The sequence below is a fragment of the Pseudomonas sp. MWU318 genome (genome assembly GCF_016756945.1).
Lineage (GTDB): Bacteria > Pseudomonadota > Gammaproteobacteria > Pseudomonadales > Pseudomonadaceae > Aquipseudomonas > Aquipseudomonas putida_A.
In genome coordinates, this window is sequence record NZ_JAESJL010000010.1 from 51644 (window position 1) to 73672 (window position 22029).

2 protein-coding genes (1 of these 2 running past the window's edge) are annotated in these 22029 nt (G+C 64.6%); both read right to left on the reverse strand.

The window, feature by feature from the left end; translation table 11 throughout:
* Positions 1-56: 56 nt before the first annotated feature.
* Entirely contained in the window at positions 57-17879 is a 17823-nt protein-coding gene (locus tag JN524_RS22095) for a non-ribosomal peptide synthase/polyketide synthase (RefSeq protein ID WP_202370701.1), read from the reverse strand.
* On the reverse strand, positions 17876-22029 hold the final stretch of the coding sequence (locus JN524_RS22100; protein ID WP_202370702.1) for a non-ribosomal peptide synthetase. The gene runs 8860 nt beyond the window's last position; the window shows 4154 of its 13014 coding nt (coding positions 8861-13014); its start codon lies beyond the right edge, outside the window — the gene reads right to left on this strand; its stop codon occupies positions 17876-17878. The genes JN524_RS22095 and JN524_RS22100 overlap by 4 nt, the downstream gene beginning before the upstream one ends.

The following is a 22029-nucleotide window of genomic DNA, read 5'->3' on the forward strand; positions in this document are numbered from 1 at the left end:
AAGTCCGTTCAGGGATGAACCCGGCCGGCGGCCGGGTCTTGATAGAACAACCATACTCAGGACAGCACTTCGCCGACCGCCAGCGCCAGACCGTCATGCCACCACGCGGCGAAACTGAAGACGTTGGGTGCCTTGAGAATCGTGAAGTGGTTGCCCGGCCCGTACCACACCGCCAGATCGCTGACCTGCCGCTGCCAGCCCTCGAGCATCGCCGCCTGTTCGCGCTGATTGCCCCACTCGTCCAGCGTCGGGTCATCGACCAGCACCAGCCGCACCGGCCCGGTGTAGGCCAGACGTGGTTGATAGACAGTGCGCAAAGCCGTGGCGAAAGTGCGAACCGGGCCGTGCATCGCGTCCGGCGCCGCGCGCTCCGACAACACCCCGGCGCGCACCATGCCTGCGTGCAGCAGACGCAGTTGCGTGGTGTCGTCGGCGTTGGCGAAGGTCGCAGGATCGATGCCCAGCGATTTGCCACAGGACAACTGCAGGGTGTCAATCAGCCGTTGCAGCGCGGCAGTGGCCGTGTACGGCTTGCCCGCCGTGCCGTCACCACCGGGTGCCTCGCTGTCGATCAACGTCAGCGAAGCCACCTCGCGCCCGGCGGCCTGCAACTGCGCGGCCATGGCATGCGCGACCCAGCCGCCGAACGAATGGCCGATCAGGTGCAGCGACCCTTGCGGGTGGATCTGCTCGATGGCTTGCAGGTAGAACGCGGCAGCGGCTTCGACCGCACTGTGCGGCACACTGACGCCGTCCAGCCCGCGCGGTTGCAGGCCGATGATCGGCCATTCCGGGCCGATCGCCTCGGTCAGGTGAATGAACCCGGTGACGCTGTCACCCGCCCCCGGCACACAGAAAATCGGCGCATGCCCCGGCTGCCCGGTCTGAATCGTCAGCAGCGGTTGATACAGCGCCGGTTCCGGCGTCACCAGGGTTTCCAGCGCCTGGGTAATGGCCTGGCCGAGTGCCTGGATGTGCGGGTGCTTCATCATGGTCCGGTGATCGCCGGGGATGTCGATGCAGTGCAGCAAGCCAATATCGAAGCGCTCTTCCCAGCCGCGCGTCGGGCTCGGCAGCGACTGGCCGTCCATCAACTCCTGTGCACGGAACAGATGGATCGTCTGGCTCGCCGGGCTGACCCGGTAATGCGCCAGCGCCAGGCGATGCGCCGCTTCGCGATCAAAGTAATGCCAGGCGTCCGTCGCGCTGACCGTGGCCAGTTCCGGATCAGTCAGCTGCTGCGCCTGACAGCGCTTGAACAGCTCGGGGAAATCCAGTTGTTCGACTTGCGCTTCCAGCGCTTGCACCGCCGCCAACGCCGCCTCGCTTTCAGCACCGAGCATCAGCGAACGCCCACGGCAATGGCCGAGCAACTGACGCTTGTCGAGGCCCTCGCCGCTCCACATCGTTTTGTCCTGGGCGAGCGGGTTTGGCGCATAGCTGTCGAGCATGCCGATGAATTCCACCGGTTCATCGAGACCGAGCAATTGCTGCGCGACCTCATGCGCCAGCACCCCGCCGAACGACCAGCCCGCCAGCCGATACGGCCCGTGAGGCTGTACCGCGCGGATGATCCCGACCATGCGCTGCGCCATGCACTCAAGCGTGCGCAATTGCGCTTGCCCCAGCGGCACACCGGGCAGGCCGTAAATCGGGAACTCGCCACCGATGTGCTGGGCCAGCGTCGAGAAATATACGTCCCTGCCGCTGAATTCATGCATCAGAAACAGCGGCGTACCGTGCGCCCCGGCACGCACCACGACCAGCCCGTCAGGCTGACCGGGCGCCTCGCCCTGACTGAGCAGCGCGGCGGCAGACTCGATGCTCGGATGCTGGAACAGTTCGGCCAGCGACAGTTGCAGCCCGGCCCGTTGCAGCAGATTGACCAGCTTCACCGCCAGCAACGAATGCCCGCCGAGTTCGAAGAAGTTGTCGTGACGACCGACCTGTTCGACGCCAAGCACCTCGCTCCAGATCTGCGCCAGCGCGGTTTCGACTTCACCCTCGGGTGCCACGTATGGGCGATTGATGACTGCGTCGGCTCCCGGCTCCGGCAAGGCTTTGCGATCGATCTTGTCGTTTGGTGTCAGCGGCAAAGCGTCGAGCAGCACAAACGCACCGGGCACCATGTACTCGGGCAAACGCTCCAGCACATGGCTGCGCAAGGTTTCCAACGATGGCGCGTCGATGCCGGCGCGCAAGCTGTACCAGGCCACCAGACGCTCATCACGCACCATCACCACCGCTTGGCGAATCGCCGGATGTTCGATCAACCGCGCCTCGATTTCTCCCGGCTCCAGACGCAAGCCCCGCAGCTTGATCTGGAAGTCATTGCGGCCGAGGAATTCCAGTTCCCCATGATTGTTGTAGCGCGCCAGATCGCCAGTGCGGTACAGGCGATCCCCCGGCACAAACGGGCTGTCGATGAAACGCTCGGCCTGCATCTCCGGCAGTCCGTGATAACCACGCGCCACGCCGACGCCGCCAATGTGCAACTCACCGCTGACACCTTGTGGCAACGGTTGACCGTACGCATCAAGCACGTACAACCGAGTGTTGCACAGTGCTGTGCCGATCGGCACCACGTTGTCCGGCACCGGCATGTCCGGTTCCAGCGTCCAGCCCGTGCTGTCCACCGTGGTTTCAGTCGGGCCATAAACGTTGTGCAAACGCACCCACGGCAGGCGATCACGCACCTGTCGCGCCAGTACCGCACTGAGTTCACCACCACCGTTGAGCAGATCGGTCAGGCTGGTGCATTGCTCGACACCGTCCTGCTCAATGAACTGCTGCAACAGCGCCGGAACGAATTTGACTACGGTGACCTGCTGCTCACGAATGGTCTGCACCACATAGGCCGAATCGCGGTTGCCGTCCGGTCGCGCCAGTACCAGACGCATCCCCGAACACAGCGGCCAGAAGATCTCCCACACCGAACTGTCGAAGCTGAACGGCGCTTTTTGCAGCAGCGCACCGTGCTCGGTTGGCGGCGAAATCTGCGAGCCCCAGTGCACCATGTTGCAGGCGCTGCGGTGTTCGATCATCACGCCTTTCGGCAACCCGGTAGAACCCGAGGTGTAGATCATGTACGCAAGATTCGAAGCACTGAGGCCCGGCACTGGCGAATCGTGATCCGGCAGGTGCTGCCAGGTACTGCGGTCAAGGTCGATCACCGTGGCGACCGCGTCATCGAACAACCCGCGAGTCGCCGTTTGCACCAGCACCGCGGTCGGCGCGCTGTCCTTGAGCATGTACGCCAGACGCTCCGCCGGATACCCCGGGTCCAGCGGCACATAGGCACCACCAGCCTTGAGGATGCCGAGCAGACCGACCACCAGATCCAGCCCACGCTCGACGCAGATCGCCACCCGCGCATCCGGCTGCACACCGAGTTCGCGCAGGTGCTGCGCCAAACGGTTAGCACGCTGATTGAGCTCGCGGTAGGTCAGGTTTCCTTGCGCGGATTGCAGCGCGACAGCGTCCGGTTTGCGCCGCACCTGCGCTTCGAACAAGCCATGCAGCGGTTGTTCCAGCGGACAATCGAAGGCGCTGGCATTGAAGTCGACCAGCAAACGCTGCTGCTCCTGCGGTGCCAGCAACGGCACTTGCGCAAGCACTGCCTGATCATCGTTGACCAGCGCCGCCAGCAGCCGCTGGAAATAGCCGACGAAACGCTGCACCGTCGACTCATCGAACAACGCCGTGGCGTAGCGCAACGAACCGCGAATGCCGTCGGGCGAATCGCCAAGACTCAGCGACAGATCGAATTTCACAAAGTGGCTGTCGCCGGCCACGCCTTCCAGGGTCAGGTCGCCGAGGGTCAGGCTCGGGCCGTCGTTGTTGTCCCAACTGAGCATGGTCTGGAACAACGCGCTGTGCGACAGGCTGCGGACCGGTTTGCTGATGTCCACCACTTGCTCGAACGGCAGATCCTGATGCGCCTGAGCGTCCAGGGTTTGCGCCTTGACCCGTGCCAGCAGCGCCTCGCCGCTCGGCTCACCCGAGGTATCGATGCGCAGTGCCAGGGTGTTGACGAACATGCCGATCAGGCCTTCGATCTCGGCGCGGGTGCGGTTGGCTACCGGCGAGCCGATCACCACGTCGTCCTGCCCGGACAAACGACTGAGCAACATCGCCCATGCGCTCATGATCACCATGTACGGCGTCACCGCGCGACGCTGACACAAGGCTTTCAAACCGGCGCTCAAGTGTTCATCGAGCAGCATGTCGACGCGGCTGCCGGAATAGTCCTGCTGTGGCGGACGCGGACGGTCGGTGGGCAGGGTCAGCAAGGCCGGCGCGCCGGTCAGGGTCTGCTGCCAGTAATCGCTCTGGCGCTGCAGCACCTCGCCACTGAGCCAGCGCCGCTGCCACACCGCGTAGTCGGTGTATTGCAGCGCCAGCGGCGACAGCGGATCGTCTTCGCCACGGCTGAACGCCTGATACAGCGCCGCCAGCTCGCGGGTCAGCACGCCCATCGACCAGCCATCGGCGATGATGTGGTGCAGCGTCAGCAACAGCACATGATGATCATCCGCCAGACGCACCAGACGTCCGCGCAGCAGCGCATCGTGCTGCAGATTGAACGAAGCGCAGGCCTGTTCCTCGATCAGACCACGCAAGGCGTTATCAGCCTGCGGGTGCCGGCGCAGGTCTTCTACCGCCAGCAACAGACCGCTCTCGGCCGGCAGGATCAACACCTGCGGCTGATCGTCGATCTGGCTGAAGCGACTGCGCAGGGTTTCGTGACGCGCAACGATGCGTGCCAGTGCCCGTTGCAGCGCGTCTTCATCCAGCCGACCGCGCAGGCGCAGACCGACCGGGATGTTGTAGGCGCTGTTGCCGCCATCCATCTGCGCCAGGAACCACAGACGTTGCTGGGCGAAGGACAGCGGCAATAGCTGATCGCGGGGCGCCGGCAAAATCTCCGGCAAGGTGCTGCGCCCCGCCCGGCTCAGTACCTCGGCGACAGCGGCCAGCTCGGGGTTGGCGAACAGCTCGGCGAGTGTCAGCTCGACGCCCAACTGCTGGCGCACCTGCGACAGCATGCGCATCGCCAGCAACGAGTGCCCGCCCAGTTCGAAGAAGTTGTCGTGACGACCGACCTGTTCGAGCTGCAGCAAGCCAGCCCAGATCCGTGCCAAATGTTGTTCCAGCGCCGAGATCGGCGCGACATACACCCGGCTGAGCAGCGCTGCCTGCGTCGGCGCCGGCAGCGCCTTGCGGTCGACCTTGCCGTTGTTGTTCAACGGCAGCACATCCAGTTGCACCCACGCGCTCGGCACCATGTATTCCGGCAGTCGCGCCAGCAACTGCGCGTGCAGATCCGCGCTGTCCAGACGGCCGGCGTGCGCGGTGTAGTAGGCCACCAGACGCGTGATGTCCTGACCATCGCGGCGCGCCAGCACCACGGCCTCCTTGATCCCCTGGCAGTTGAGCAAACGGTTTTCGATTTCGCCCAGTTCGATACGGAAACCGCGAATCTTCACCTGATCGTCATTGCGCCCGATGCAATCGAGCTGCCCCGGTGCCAGCCAGCGGGCGAGGTCGCCGGTGCGATACAGCAGCGCGCCCGGCTGATCGCTGAACGGATCGCGCAGGAACTTCTCGGCGGTCAGATCGGCGCGGTTCAGGTAACCCAGCGCCACGCCCTGCCCGCCGATGTACAACTCGCCGGTCACGCCCATCGGCACCGGTTGCTGATGCGCGTCGAGCACGTACACCTGAGTGTTGGAGATCGGCGCGCCAATCGGCACGCTCTCGGCGTTTTCCGCCACTTCACGCACTTCAAATGTCGTGGCGTAAGTGGTGGTTTCGGTCGGGCCGTAGCAATGCACGATGCGCAATGCCGGCGCCTCGGCCAGCAGTCGACGGAACGCCGCCGGATCGCCACGCTCACCACCACACAACAGAATGCGCAAGCCTTTCAGCGCCTGCGGAATCAGCTGCACATACTGGTTGAACAGCGCCGTGGTGACGAACAGCACGGTCGCCCCGGAGGCGCTCAATTCATGGCCGAACGCGTTCGGATCAAGCAGGCTCTGGTGATCGACCACCACCACACGCCCGCCGTTGAGCAGCGGCCCCCAGATGTCCATGGTGCTGGCGTCGAACGCCGGGTTGGAGGCGAATACCACGCGGTCCTGCGGGTTGAAATCGGCGTAACCGTTATTCAGCACCAGGCGGCCGATGGCGCGGTGCGGCACCATCACGCCTTTCGGCGTGCCGGTGGAGCCGGAGGTGTACATGATGTACGCCAGCGACTCCGAGGACTGCGCCAGATTCGGGTTGTGCGTGGGTTGGCCGCTGAGGGTCAAGCGGTCGAGGTCGATGCGTGGCACAGCGTAGTCGATGACTTCACGGCTGAGGGTCAGCAACGCCGCCGCGTGACAGTCCTCGACCATGAACGCCTGCCGCTCGCTCGGAGCATTGATATCCAGCGGCACATAGGCCGCCGCGCACTTGGCAATCGCCAGTTGCGCCACCAACAGTTCCAGCGAACGCGGCAGCAGGATCGCCACGTGATCGCCCGGCTGTACGCCGTGGCTGAGCAAATGATGCGCCAGACGGTTGGCCTGGGCGTTCAGCTCAAAGTAGCTCAACGAATGCTCGCCATGCACCGCCGCCACCGCCTTGGGATGCGCCGCTGCCTGCTGCTGGAAAATCCCGTGCACGGTCAGCGTTTGCGGGTATTCGCGCGCCGTGGCGTTGAAGTCGTAGAGCAAGCGCTGACGCTCAGACTCGGCGAGCAATTGCACCCGCTCCAGGACTGTCTGCTCATCGTTGACCATCGCCGCCAGCAGGCGCTGCAAGTAGCCGACGTAACGCTCGACGGTCGCTTGATCGAACAACGCCGTGGCGTATTCCAGCGATCCGCGAATCACCCCGTTGACCTCACCCAGGGTCAGGGTCAGGTCGAACTTGGCCACCCGGCCCGGCGCGGCCACACCTTCGAGGCGCAGATCCCCCAGCACCAGGTTCGGCCCCACGTTGCTGTCCCAGCTCAGCGTGCTCTGGAACAGCGGGCTGTGCGCCAGACTGCGCGCTGGCCGGGTGATTTCCACCACTTGCTCAAACGGCAGATCCTGATGTGCCTGCGCCTCCAGCGTGCGCGCCTTGACCCGTGCCAGCAGCGTGGCCACGTTCGGTTCGCCCGAGGTGTCGATGCGCAGGGCCAGGGTGTTGACGAACATGCCGATCAGGCCTTCGATCTCGGCCCGGGTGCGGTTGGCCACTGGCGAGCCGATCACCACGTCGAACTGCCCGGACAAACGACTCAGCAACAGCGACCAGGCACTCATCAGGGTCATGAACAGGGTCACGCCGTGACGCTGACTCAAGGCTTTGAGGCCGGCACTCAGACGCTCATCCAGGCGTACTTCGACGCTGCTGCCGGCAAAGTCCTGCTGCGCCGGACGCGGACGATCGGTGGGCAAAGTCAGCAACGCCGGCGCGCCGTCGAGGGTCTGCTGCCAGTAATCGCTCTGGCGCTGCAGCACTTCACCGCTGAGCCAGCGCCGCTGCCACACGGCGTAGTCGCCGTATTGCAGCGCCAGTGGTGGCAACGGATTCGGTTGTCCGTGACTGAAGGCTTGGTACAGCGCCATCAGCTCACGGGTCAGCACGCCCATCGACCAGCCATCGGCGACGATGTGATGCACGGTCAGCAACAGCACATGGTGCTCGTCAGCCAGACGCAGCAGGCGTCCGCGAATCAGTGGATCGTGCTGCAGATCGAAGGCCGTCGCGGCTTCCTGCGCGAGCAGTGCCTGCACCGTGGCTTCGGCCTGCGGATCCTGGCGCAGGTCCTCCACCTGCAACAGCAGGCCGCTATCGACTGGTGCAATCGTCACCTGCGCCTGATCGTCGATGCTGACGAAACGGCTGCGCAGGGTTTCGTGCCGCGCAACGATCTGCGTCAGCGCGCGCTGCAAAGCTTCGACATCGAGCCGCCCGCGCAGGCGCAGGCCAAGTGGAATGTTGTACGCCGAGTTGCCGCCGTCCATCTGCGCGAGGAACCACAGGCGTTGCTGGGCGAAGGACAGCGTGCCGTCACGCGGCACCGCTACGATCTGCGGTTGGCTACTGACCTGCGCTACGCACAGGCACTCGGCGACCACCGCCAGTTCAGGGTTGGCGAACAGATCGGCCAGCACCAGCTCCAGCCCCAGTTGCTGACGCACCTGCGCGACCATGCGCATGGCCAGCAGTGAATGCCCGCCGAGTTCGAAGAAGTGATCATGGCGGCCAACCCGCTCGACCTGCAGCACCTCGGCCCAGATCTGCGCCAGCGCGATTTCCAGCTCACCTTGCGGCGCCACGTATTCGCGGGTGAACAGCGCGGTCAGCTGCGGCTTCGGCAGCGCCTTGCGGTCGACCTTGCCGTTGGCGGTCAGCGGCAATCCGTCGAGCCTGACGAATGCCGCCGGCACCATGTACTCCGGCAGTTGCGCCAACAGCCGGGCGCGCAGATCGCCAACGCTCAGTGCTGCGCCCTGCTCGGTGTAATACGCCACCAACCGTGGCTGACCGGGTTCGTCCTCACGGGCCAGCAGAACCGCGTCCTGAATGCCGTCGAGCTGATTGAGCCGGGTTTCGATCTCGCCCAACTCGATACGCACGCCGCGGATTTTCACCTGATCGTCGTTGCGCCCGAGGTATTCGAGGGTGCCGTCCTCGCGCCATCGCGCAAGGTCGCCGGTGCGGTACAGGCGCGCATCCGGCACGCGGCTGAACGGATCGCGCAGGAAGCGCTCGGCAGTCATGTCCGGGCGATTCAAGTAACCCCGAGCCACGCCGGCACCACCGACATACAACTCACCCATCACCCCCAGCGGCACCGGACGCTTGTGCTCGTCGAGCAAGTACACCGTGGCATTGCTCACCGGTTTACCAATATGCAGCACCTCGCCCGCCTCGATCAGGCCGGAGGTCACCACCACCGTGGCTTCGGTCGGGCCATAATTGTTGACGACCCGGAACGGCTGGTTGCGGTTGAACTGACGCAGTCGATCGCCGCCGATCAACAGGGTTTTCAGGGTTGGATGCGCCGGCTCCTGACTGAAGGCGTATTCGGCCACCGGGGTCGGCAGGAAGCTCACGTCCAGCGGCTGCGCACGCCACCAGGCAAGCAGTGCGTCGATGTCTTCGTTGCCTTCGTGACTCGGCGCCAGATGCAGCGTCGCGCCGCAGCACAATGCCGGCCAGACTTCCCAGGCCATGGCATCGAAACCGAACCCGGCCAGGCTCGAGGTATGGCTGCCGGCGTGCAGATCGAAGGCCGCGCAGTGCCAGTCCACCAGATTGCTCAAGGTGTGATGCTCGACCATCACGCCTTTCGGCAGACCGGTGGACCCGGAGGTATAGATCACGTAAGCCAGATGCTGCGGGGTCAGGGCCGGCAGCGACGGGTTGTCGATTGGCTCGTTTGGCCATTGGTGCAGATCAAGGTCGATCAGCGGCACCGACAATGCCGGCAGGCGTTCACGCGGATCGCTTTGGCTCAGCACCGCGACGGGCGCACTGTCTTGCAGCAGATAGCTCAGGCGCTCCGCCGGGTGGGCCGGATCCACCGGCACATAACCGGCGCCGGCCTTGAGAATCGCCACCAGCCCGACCAGCGTATCGAGACCGCGCCGGGCGACGATGGCCACGCGGTCGTCAGGCTGTACACCCGACGCAATCAGGTGATGCGCCAGCATGTTGGCCTGGCGGTTCAACTCGGCATAGCTCAGCGAAGCATCGGCAAACACCGCCGCCAGCGCCTGCGGTCGTTCAAGCGCTTGCTGCTCGAAACGCTGGGCAATCGTCAACCCCTGCGGGTAATCGGCGCGGGTCGTGTTGAAGCTGTGCAACAACTGCTCGCGCTCCGCGTCCGGCAGGATCGACAGCCGCTCGAAACCTTGATGCGGCGCGTGTTCCAGCGCATCCGCCAAGCTGTGCAAGGCGCATTGCAGATAGTTGCAGATGCGCTGTGCATCGATACCGGCACCGGCCAGTGCGGTCAGGCTGAAGTCTTCGCCGAGATCGTCGACGCTGAGGGTCAGGCGATAGTTGCTGTGTTCCTCGGCCTCAAGCAATTGCATGCCTTGCCAAGCCGTTTGGGCCTCGGCAGAACCGCCCTGCGCCGAGGCACCATGACGATAATTGAACAACGAACTGAACAGCGGCGTGCTTGGCGCCATGGCGCTGCAATGCTGGATGCGCGCCAGTTGCGCGTGTTCGTGCTGCAGTAACTGACTGAGCCGTTGATGCGTCACCAGTGCCGCCCCCTTGACGCTGTGCGCGCGCAGATCGACGCGCAGCGGCAAGGTGTTGATGAACACCCCGAGCGCGCGTTCGGCGCCCTCGCCGCCCTGCAAGCGACCGAGCAATACCGTACCGAAAACCACGTCATCTCGACCGGACAACTGCCCCAGCACCTGCGCCCACGCCAGGTGCATCAGGCTCGCCGCGCTGACACCCAGACGCCGCGCCTGACTGCGCAATTTGCGGCTCAAGGTCACGTCGAGGGTCAACCGTGCCTGCTCGGTCCCCCCTTCCTGGGCCGGGTTCTGCCCGTAAGGCAGAGTAGGCTCATTGACGTCACCCAGCATGTCGCGGAAGAAATCTTCGTGCTGCTGGTCACTCAACCCGGACAGGGTGTGCGCCACGTAATTGCGATACGGCACCGGCTCGGCCAGGCGTTGCGGCTGGCCGATCAGGAACGCCTGCATTTCGTGTTGCAGCACCTCCAGCGCCACGTGGTCCATCACCAGGTGATGGAACAGCAACAACGCCACCACACGTTGATTGGCTGCATCCCGCGCGTGCACCACGCGCATCAGCGGCGCCTGATTGACGGCCATGCGGTACTGCGCAGCGTCGAAACGCCGGCGCAATTGCTCCAGTACATCGCCGTCCGCGTCATGCAGTTCCAGGCATTCGCACGCCAGCGGCGCCTCACGCCAGACCACTTGCACCGGGTCTTGCAGTCCGTCCCAGAACAGCGAAGTGCGCAGGATGTCGTGGCGCTGGATTACGTTCTGCAAGGCTTGGGTGAAGCTGTTCAGGCGTTGCTCATCGGCAAACGCGAACTGCGCCTGCAACACATACGGATCGCCCTGGGCGGCGGACAGGTGATGAAAGAGGATGCCGGTCTGCAACGGCGCCAACGGGTAAATATCCTGCACGTTGGCCACGCCGCCGGGGATGCTGGCGACGATGCGGTCAATGCTCGGCTGGTCGAGCGCCACCAGTGGCAGCAGCTCGGGAGTGATGCGCATGCAGTCCGCCGGGATGAGGTTGGCCGGGACTTCGGCTTCCGGTTCACCGCCCACGGCAGCGGCCAGCGCGGCGAGGGTCGGCTGGTTGAACAGCACGCGAATGTCGGCGTTCAGGCCGGCACGGCGCATCCGCGCCACCAGATTCACCGCCAGCAGCGAGTGACCACCGAGTTCGAAGAAATGATCGTGGCGCCCTACCCGCTCAACCTTGAGCAGTTCAGCCCAAAGCTGCGCGAGCGCGATTTCCACTTCGCCGACCGGGGCTTCGTATTCACGGGCGGTCTGCGCCGCCAGATCGGGAGCCGGCAGCGCCTTGCGGTCGAGTTTGCCGTTGGGGCTGAGCGGCAATGCATTGAGATGCACGAACAGTGCGGGCACCATGTAGTCCGGCAAGTTTTCCAGCAGATGGCTGCGCAGCGTTTCGACTTCCAGCGGTGCGCCGGTGTAGTACGCGACCAGACGCTTGTCGCCCGGCACGTCTTCGCGGGCCAGTACGGCGGCTTCCTGCACGCCATCGATCTGGGTCAGGCGTGCCTGGATTTCACCGAGTTCGATGCGCAAACCACGGATCTTCACCTGATCGTCGTTACGGCCCAGGTATTCGATATTGCCGTCCGGCAGATAGCGGGCGACGTCGCCGGTGCGGTACATCCGCCCATTGGACTGGAACGGATCGGTGAGGAAGCGTTCGGCGTTCAGTTCCGGGCGATTCAGATAACCGCGCGCCACCTGCACGCCACCGATGTACAACTCGCCAACCACGCCATGCGGCACCGGTTGCTGCTGAGCATCGAGGATGTACATGCGGGTGTTGGCAATCGGTTTGCCGATCGGCGTGTTGTCCGGCGTTTGCTCCAGCGGCCCGGCGCAATTCCACGCCGTTACGTCCACTGCGGCTTCGGTCGGGCCATAGAGGTTGTGCAATTGGCTGGCCGGCAGTTGCTGCTTGAAGCGTCGCACCACGCTGCCCGGCAGCGCTTCGCCGCTGCACATGACTTGCCGCAGACTGCTGCAACGTGCGGTGTCGGCGTGAGCAAGGAAAACATCGAGCATCGACGGGACAAAGTGCAGCGTGGTGATGTGTTCGCGTTCGATGATGTCGCTGAGATACAGCGGATCCTTGTGTCCCTCGGGCCGGGCCATGACCAGACGTGCGCCAGTCATCAACGGCCAGAAGAACTCCCAGACCGAGACGTCGAAGCTGAACGGGGTTTTCTGCAACACCGTGTCGCTGGCGGTCAGTTGATAGGCGTCCTGCATCCACAGCAGGCGGTTGACCACCCCGCTGTGTTCGTTGATCACGCCTTTCGGCTGGCCGGTGGATCCGGAGGTGTAGATCACATAGGCGCCGTGCTGCGGGGTCAGTTCGGTTACCAAAAGATTGTCAGTCGGCAGCGCTTGCCAATGCGGCAGATCCAGATCGATCACCGGCACGCCAACGTCACCGAGCAACAAACGCGTCGAACCCTGCACCAGCACCGCCAGCGGCGCGCTGTCCTCCAGCATGTAAGCCAGACGCTCCAGCGGATACGCCGGGTCCAGCGGCACATAACCGCCGCCGGCCTTGAGGATCGCCAGCAGCCCGACCACCATGTCCAGACCGCGCTCGACGCAGATCGCCACCCGCGCATCCGGCCCTACGCCCAATTCGCGCAGGTGCCGCGCCAGTTGATTGGCTCGGGCGTTGAGTTCGGTATAAGTCAGTTGCTGTTCGTCAGCGACCACCGCTGGCGCCTGCGACGAGCGCACCACTTGCGCTTCGAACAGACCATGAATGGTCTGCTCAAGGTTGTAATCGACCTGCGTGGCATTGAACTCGACCAGCAAGCGCTGCTGTTCTTCCGGCGCCAGCAGCGGCGCCTGTTCCAGCAACGCCTGATCGTTGGCGACCATCGCCTGCAACAGGCGCAGGAAGTAACCGGTGAAGCGCTCGACCGTGCTCTGGTCGAACAACGCTGTGGCGTATTCCAGCGATCCGCGAATGATGCCGTTGGACTCACTGAGGCTCAGCGACAGGTCGAACTTGGCGAAGTGGCTCGGCTCGGCCACGCCCTCCAGCGTCAGTTCGCCGAGGGCCAGCGCCGGGCTTTCGAGGCCATCCCAACTGAGCAAGGTCTGGAACAACGGGCTGTGGGCCAGGCTGCGCACGGGCCGGGTGATTTCCACCACTTGCTCGAACGGCAGATCCTGATGCGCCTGCGCTTGCAGGGTTTGCGCCTTGACCCGCGCCAGCAACGCTTCGACGCTCAGCTCGCCCGAGGTGTCGATGCGCAGCGCCAGGGTGTTGACGAACATGCCGATCAGGCCTTCGATCTCGGCGCGGGTGCGGTTGGCCACTGGCGAACCGATCACCACTTCCGCCTGCCCGGACAAGCGACTGAGCAGCATCGCCCAGGCACTCATCAGCGTCATGTACAGGGTCACGCCGTGGCGCTGGCCCAAGGCTTTGAGCCCGGCGCTCAAGCGTTCGTCGAGCACTACGGCAACGCTGCTGCCGGCATAGTCCTGCTGCGCCGGGCGCGGCCGATCGGTCGGCAGCATCAACAGCGCCGGGGCGCCAGCGAGGGTCCGTTGCCAGTATTCGCTCTGGCGTTGCAGCACCTCGCCGCTGAGCCAGCGCCGCTGCCACACCGCATAGTCGGTGTATTGCAGCGCCAGCGGCGGCAGTGGATCCGGCTGACCGTGACTGAACGCCTGATACAGCGCCATCAGTTCACGGGTCAAAACACCCATCGACCAACCGTCAGAGATGATGTGGTGCAGGGTCAGCAACAGCACATGGTGATCATCGGCCAGGCGTACCAGTCGCCCACGAATCAACGGATCGTCCTGCAAGTCGAACGGCCCGGAGGCTTCGCCCTGAATCAGCGCTTGCAAGGTTTCCTCGGGTTGCGGGTGCTGGCGCAGGTCCTCGACACGCAGCAGCAGACCGGTGTCCACCGGGGCAATCAGCACTTGCGCTTCGTCGTTGAATTGCGCAAAGCGACTGCGCAGGGTTTCGTGCCGGGCGACGATCCGTGCCAGTGCGCGTTGCAGCGCCGCGTCGTCGAGACGGCCACGCAGCCGCAGGGCCACGGGAATGTTGTAGGCGGTGTTGGCGCCTTCCATTTGCGCGAGGAACCACAGGCGTTGTTGGGCGAACGACAGCGGCAACGCGCCGTCACGCGGGACCGGCACGATCTGCGGTTGCGCACAGCGTCCGGCCTCGTTCAGCACTGCCGCGACAGCCGCCAGTTCGGCGTTGGCAAACAGATCGCTCAGCGCCAGCTCGACACCCAGGCGCTGGCGCACTTGCGAGACCATGCGCATCGCCAGCAACGAATGCCCGCCGAGTTCAAAAAAGTGATCCTGCCGCCCGACCCGCTCGACCTGCAGCACGTCGGCCCAAATCTGCGCCAGCGCGGTTTCCACCTCGCCTTCGGGCGCTGCGTACTCGCGGGTGAACAGCGCCGCCAGATCCGGCGCCGGCAAGGCCTTGCGGTCGACCTTGCCATTGGCGGTCAGCGGCAGCGCGGCGAGTTTGACGAACGCGGTCGGCACCATGTACTCCGGCAACCGGCTGAGCAGTTGCGCGCGCAACTCGCCCACCGGCAGCGCTTCGACCTGCGCCTGCTCGGTGAAGTAGGCCACCAGTCGCGGCTGGCCGGGTTGATCTTCGCGGGCCAGCAGCACCGCTTCCTGAATCCCCGGCAACTGGTTGAGGCAGGTTTCGATCTCGCCCAGCTCGATGCGCACGCCACGGATCTTCACCTGATCGTCGTTGCGCCCCAGATACTCGATGTTGCCGTCTTCACGCCAGCGTGCAAGGTCGCCGGTGCGGTACATCCGCGCATTCGGCAAGGGGCTGAAGGGGTCACGCAGAAAGCGCTCGGCGGTCATGTCCGGGCGATTCAGGTAGCCACGGGCAACCCCGGCACCGCCGACGTACAGCTCACCGGCAACGCCAAGCGGCACCGGGCGCTGTTGTTCGTCGAGCAGGTACACCGTGGCGTTGCTCAGCGGTTTGCCGATGTGCAGCGCGTCGCCGCTTTGCACCAGACCTGAGGTCGCGACCACTGTGGCCTCGGTCGGGCCGTAGTTGTTGATCACGTCGAAATGCTGGTTGCGATTGAACTGACGCAAGCGGTCGCCGCCGATCAGCAACGTGCGCAGGGTCGGGTGTTCGAGGTTCTGGCTGAAGGCGTATTCGGCCACCGGGGTCGGCAGGAAGCTCACGTCCAGCGGCTGCGCGCACCACCACGCGAGCAAGGCATCGATGTCTTCGCCGCCCTCGTGAGTCGGCGCCAGATGCAGGGTCGCGCCCGCGCAGAGCGCCGGCCAGACTTCCCAAGCCATCGCATCGAAGCCGAAACCGGCGAGGCTTGAGGTGTGACGTCCGGCGCAGAGGTCGAACGCGGTGCAGTGCCAGTCGACCAGATTGCTCAAGGTGTGATGCTCGACCATCACACCCTTGGGCAGGCCGGTGGAGCCGGAGGTGTAGATCACGTAGGCCAGGTTTTCGGTACTCAGGCCGGGAACGCGCGGATTATGGGTCACGCCCTGCGGCCAGTTGCAGTGATCGAGGTCGAGCACCGGCACGTTTAGCGCCGGCAGTCGCTCGCGCAGATGACTTTGGGTCAGTACGGCGACTGGCGCGCTGTCGTCGAGCAGGTAGTTCAAGCGCTCCGCCGGGTGCGCCGGGTCAATCGGCACGTAACCGGCGCCCGCCTTGAGGATCGCCACCAGTCCGACCAGGGCGTCCAGCCCACGGCGGGCGACGATCGCCACGCGATCATCCGGTTTCACGCCCAGGCCGATCAGGTGATGCGCCAAGGCGTTGGCCTGGCGATTGAGTTCGGCGTAGGTCAGTTGCACGTCGGCAAACACTGCCGCCAGCGCGTCCGGCCGTTCGGCTACCTGCGCCTCGAAACGCTGCTGGATGGTCTGTGCAGCCGGGAAATCCACTTGAGTGGCATTGAACTCGAGCAGTACCTGCGCAAGCTCCGCCGCCGGCAGGATCGGCAGTTGATTGACCGGTGTCTGCGGCGCCTGCTCCAGCGCGAGCACGAGGTTTTCCAGCGCGCAGTGCAGGTAATCGCAGATGCGCTGCGGATCGGTCTGGGTGCTGGCCAGCAGGGTCAGGCTGAAGGCGTCACCGAGGTCATCGACACTCAGGGTCAGCGGATAGTTGCTGCGCTCTTCGGAGTGCAACGTAGAGATACCGTCCCACGCCGCGAGGGTTTCGGCACTGGCGGTGGCGACGTTGTGGCTGTGGCGATAGTTGAGCAGCGTGCTGAACAGCGGCGTCGGCGCCACCACGTGACTGCAGCGCTGAGCCAAGGCCAGCGGTGCATGTTCGTGACGCATCAGCGTGGTCAACCGGGCGTGGGTGGCGTTGACCGCCGCGCGCACGTCCTGCCCGTCGATGTTCACCCGCAACGGCAAGGTGTTGATGAAAATCCCCAGCGCCCGATCAATCGCTTCGGCGCCTTGCATGCGGCCCATCAGCACCGTACCGAATACCACTTGCTGCTTGCCGGTCAGCGCGGCCAGCACTTGCGCCCAGCCGAGGTGGAACAGGCTGGCGACACTGACGCCGAGCGTCCGCGCCTGCGCCCGCAGACGCTGGCCCAATAGCGCCGCGACCGGCACGCTGAGTTCGACGATTTCGCTGCCGTCACCCTGCACATCCTGCAAGCCGTAGGGCAGTGTCGGTTCGTCGATGTCGCTGAGCATGTCGCGGAAAAACGCCTCGTGCTCGGCCTCGCTGACGCCCAGCCGCGCCTGCGCCACGTAGTTGCGAAACGGCACCGGGCGCCCGAGCCGTTCACGCTGCCCGGTGAGGCAGGCGCGCATTTCGTGGCGCACCACGTCGAGGGCCGAGTGGTCGAGCGCCATGTGATGGAACAACAGCGTGGCGATCACCCGTTGCCCGGCCTCATCCCAGGCGTGGGCCAGACGCATCAGCGGCGCCTGGGTAACGTCGAGGCGGAAATGCCGGGCGTCGAAGCGCTCGTGCAGATACGCCAGCACGTCGCCATTTGCATCAGGCAACGTCACCTCTTCCACCGGCAGTTCGGCGCGGCGCCAGACCACCTGCACCGGTGCATCCAGCCCTGCCCAATGCACAGCGGTGCGCAGAATGTCATGGCGATCGATCACCGCTTGCAGCGCATGAGCGAACGCTTGAAAACGCTCGCGGCTGGCAAAGGCGAAATGCGATTGCATGACATACGGATCGCCGTCACCGCCACTCACGTGGTGATACAGGATGCCTTCCTGCAGCGGCGCCAGCGGGTAGATGTCCTGCACGTTGGCCGCGCCGCCGGGGACTTGTGCGACGAGGTGGTCGATGGTCGCCTGGTCGAGTTCGACCAGCATCAGCATCGCCGGGGTGATGCGCGTGGTGCCCGAGACGATGCCATTGGCCGGCACTTCGACCTGGCCATGCTTGCTGGCCGAGTACTGCCCGGCCTTGATCAGTTCGATCAGGGCCGGTTTGTGCTCGCGCAACAGCGCCAGCAACGCCGGGTCGTTCAACGCCTGTTTGTTGCCGTTGACCCGCAATTGGTCGTCCGCGACCGCCAGCTGAATATCTTTAGCCTTCAATGTGGCCAACAGTTCGATCACGTTCACAGGACGATCTCCATTCGTTCGGTAATTGCGGCGTAGCCGGCCAGGGTCGGATGTTCGAACAGCGACCTGACATCGGCTTCCATGCCTTCCTGACGCAGCCGGCCGATCAGACTGACCGCCAGCAGCGAGTGACCACCCAGTTCAAAGAAATGATCGTGGCGCCCTACCCGCTCGACGTTGAGCAACTCGGCCCAGAGCCGTGCGAGGGTGATTTCGACGTCGCCCACCGGGGCTTCGTATTCGCGCACCGGCAATGCCGCCTGATCCGGCGCCGGCAGCTCCTTGCGGTCGAGTTTGCCGTTGGGGCTGAGCGGCAATGCATCGAGATGCACGAACAGCGCGGGCACCATGTAGTCCGGCAGGTTTTCCAGCAGATGGCTGCGCAGCACGTCGATTTCCAGGCGTGCCCCGGTGTAGTACGCCACCAGACGCTTGTCGCCGGATGCATCTTCGCGGGCCAGCACGGCGGCTTCCTGCACGCCATCGATCTGGGTCAGGCGTGCCTGGATTTCACCGAGTTCGATGCGCAGACCACGGATCTTCACCTGATCATCGTTACGGCCCAGGTATTCGATATTGCCGTCCGGCAGATAGCGGGCGACGTCGCCGGTGCGGTACATCCGCCCATTGGACTGGAACGGATCGGTGAGGAAGCGTTCGGCGTTCAGTTCCGGGCGATTCAGATAACCGCGCGCCACCTGCACGCCACCGATGTACAACTCGCCAACCACGCCATGCGGCACCGGTTGCTGCTGAGCATCGAGGATGTACATGCGGGTGTTGGCAATCGGTTTGCCGATCGGCGTGTTGTCCGGCGTTTGCTCCAGCGGCCCGGCGCAATTCCACGCCGTTACGTCCACTGCGGCTTCGGTCGGGCCATAGAGGTTGTGCAATTGGCTGGCCGGCAGTTGCTGCTTGAAGCGTCGCACCACGCTGCCCGGCAGCGCTTCGCCGCTGCACATGACTTGCCGCAGACTGCTGCAACGTGCGGTGTCGGCGTGAGCAAGGAAAACATCGAGCATCGACGGGACAAAGTGCAGCGTGGTGATGTGTTCGCGTTCGATGATGTCGCTGAGATACAGCGGATCCTTGTGCCCCTCGGGCCGGGCCATGACCAATCGGGCGCCGGTCATCAACGGCCAGAAGAACTCCCATACCGAGACGTCGAAGCTGAACGGGGTTTTCTGCAACACCGTGTCGCTGGCGGTGAGTTGATAAGCGTCCTGCATCCACAGCAAGCGGTTGACCACCCCGCGATGTTCGTTGATCACGCCTTTCGGTTGGCCAGTGGAGCCGGAGGTGTAGATCACGTACGCAGTGTGCTGCGGGGTTAGTTCGGCTATCGCAAGATTTTCCGTCGGCAGCGCTTGCCAGTGCGGCTGATCCAGATTGATCACCGGCACGGCGATTTCGCCGAGCAACGAACGCGTCGAACCCTGCACCAGCACCGCCAGCGGCGCGCTGTCCTCGAGCATGTAAGCCAGACGCTCCAGCGGATACGCCGGATCCAGCGGCACATAACCGCCGCCGGCCTTGAGGATCGCCAGCAGCCCGACCACCATGTGCAGACCACGCTCGACGCAGATCGCCACCCGTGAGTCCGGCCCTACGCCCAATTCGCGCAGGTGCCGCGCCAGTTGATTGGCTCGGGCGTTGAGTTCGGCGTAGCTCAGTTGCTGCTCACCCGCGACCACGGCGGGCGCCTGCGGCGAGCGCGTCACTTGCGCCTCGAACAAGTCGTGAATGGTCTGCTCAAGGTTGTAGTCGATCTCCGTGGCGTTCAGGCCGAACAGCAACTGCTGGCGCTCGGCATCCGCCAGCACCGGCAGGCGATTCAACGCCTGCTGCGGTGCCTGCTCCAGCGCCTCGACCAGTCCCGCCAACGCCTGCTGCATGTAGCCACACACCCGCGCCGCGCCGATCTGTGAAGGGGTCATGGCCGTGAGGTCAAAGCCCTGACCCAGGTCGTCGACGTTGAAGCTCAGCGGATAGTTGGTGCGCTCCTCGCTGGACAGGTTTTCGATGCCTTGCCAGGCCAGGCGATTGGCTTGCAACTGTTCCTCGCTGACGCTGTGCCGGTAGTTGAGCATGGCGCTGAACAGCGGCGACGGCGCGGCCACCCCGCTGCAACGCTGGGCCAGTGCCAGTGACGCATGCTCATGGCCGAGCAATGCGGTCAGTTGCGCATGGGTGGCGCGCACCCCGGCACGCACCGAAACATCACCCAAATCTACCCGCAGCGGCAGCGTGTTGATGAACATTCCCAGACCGCGATCAGCGCCGGTACCGCCCTGCATCCGCCCCAGCAGCACGGTGCCGAACACCACGCGCTCATGTCCGGAAGTCGCCGCCAATACCTGAGCAAACGCCAGATGGAACAGGCTCGCGACGCTCACGCCCAGCTGCCGCGCCTGATTGCGCAAGCGCCGCGCCAAGGCTTCGGGCAGGCGCTGACGGACTTCTTCGATGTCATGGCCGTCACCGTGCACGTCCAGCAGACCGAACGGCAGCGTTGGCTCGTCGATCTCGCCGAGCATCGCGCGGAAGAATGCTTCATGCTCCTGCTCGCTGACACCCAGCCGGGTCTGCGCCACGTAATTGCGATACGGCACGGCGGGTATCAGCGCTTCGCCGTGACCGAAGAGCAGCGCCTGCAGTTCCTGCTGCACCACTTCCAGCGCCGTGTGATCCATGGCGATGTGATGGAACAGCAGCATGGCGACCACCCGGTCGTTGGCCGGATCTTGCGCATACACCAGACGAATCAACGGCGCCTGACTGAGGTCGATGCGGTAATGCCGCGCGTCGAAACGCTCAAACAATTGCGCGAGTACGTCGCCGCCCGCCGGATCGAATGCAACCTCCTGCAGCGGCAGCTCGGCTTCACGCCAGACCACTTGCACCGGCGTCGCCAGCCCTTCCCAGACCACACCGCTGCGCAGAATGTCGTGCCGGGTCATGACCTGACGCAGCGCGGCGGCAAAGGCCTGCAAGCGTTCAAGGCTGTCGAATGCCAGGCGTGATTGCAGCAGGTATGGATCGCCCTGCGCGGCGCTCAAGTGGTGGTAAAGAATGCCTTCCTGCAACGGCGCCAGCGGATAAATATCCTGCACATTGGCGGCACCGCCAGGCACCGTGGCAACGATACGCTCGATGCTCTGCTGATCCAGTTTCAGCAGGGTCAGCATGTCTGGAGTGATATGCGTGCAACCAAACGGAATCAGGTTGTCCGGCACCGCGACTTCGCGACCGCTGCCGACGGCGGCCGCCAGCGCGGCAAGGGTCGGCTGGCTGAACAGCACGCGCACGTCGGTGCTCAGGCCGAGCTGACGCATGCGCTCGATCAGAGTCACCGCCAGCAGCGAGTGCCCGCCCAGTTCAAAGAAGTTGTCGTGCCGCCCGACCTGTTCGACTTGCAGCACCTCGGCCCAGACCTGCGCCAGCGCGGTTTCCACCGGCCCTTGCGGCGCTGCGTATTCGCGACTGAGCCAGGCGTCCTGATCCGGTTCGGGCAAGCCCTTGCGGTCGAGTTTGCCGTTGGCAGTCAGTGGCAGCGCCTCAAGCCGCACGTAAGCTGCCGGCACCAGTGCCTGTGGCAGACGCGCCTGCAGATGTGCGCGCAGATCCTCGATATCGACCGTTGTGCGAGCAGTGAACCAGGCGATCAACCGCGCCTCGCGCACCAGCACCACCGCGTCCTGCACCGCCGGATGGCTGGACAGCGCGGCTTCGATTTCACCCAGTTCCACCCGCACGCCGCGCAGTTTGACCTGATCGTCGTTACGCCCCAGGTACTCGATATTGCCGTCGGCCAGCCAGCGCGCGAGATCGCCAGTGCGGTACATGCGCGCCTGCGGTTCGTCACTGAACGGGTCTTCGAGGAAGCGTTCGGCGGTCAGTTCGGGACGGTTCAGATAACCACGGGCCACGCCCGCGCCACCGACGTACAGCTCGCCCGCCACGCCAACCGGCACCGGACGTTGCTGTTCATCGAGCAGGTAGATTCTGGCGTTGCTCATCGGCCGGCCGATGTGCAGCAACTGCCCGGTATTGATTTGCCCGGAGGTCGCGACCACCGTGGCCTCGGTCGGGCCGTAGTTGTTGATCACGGCAAAGGTCTGCTCACGCGAGAACTGGCGCAACTTGTCGC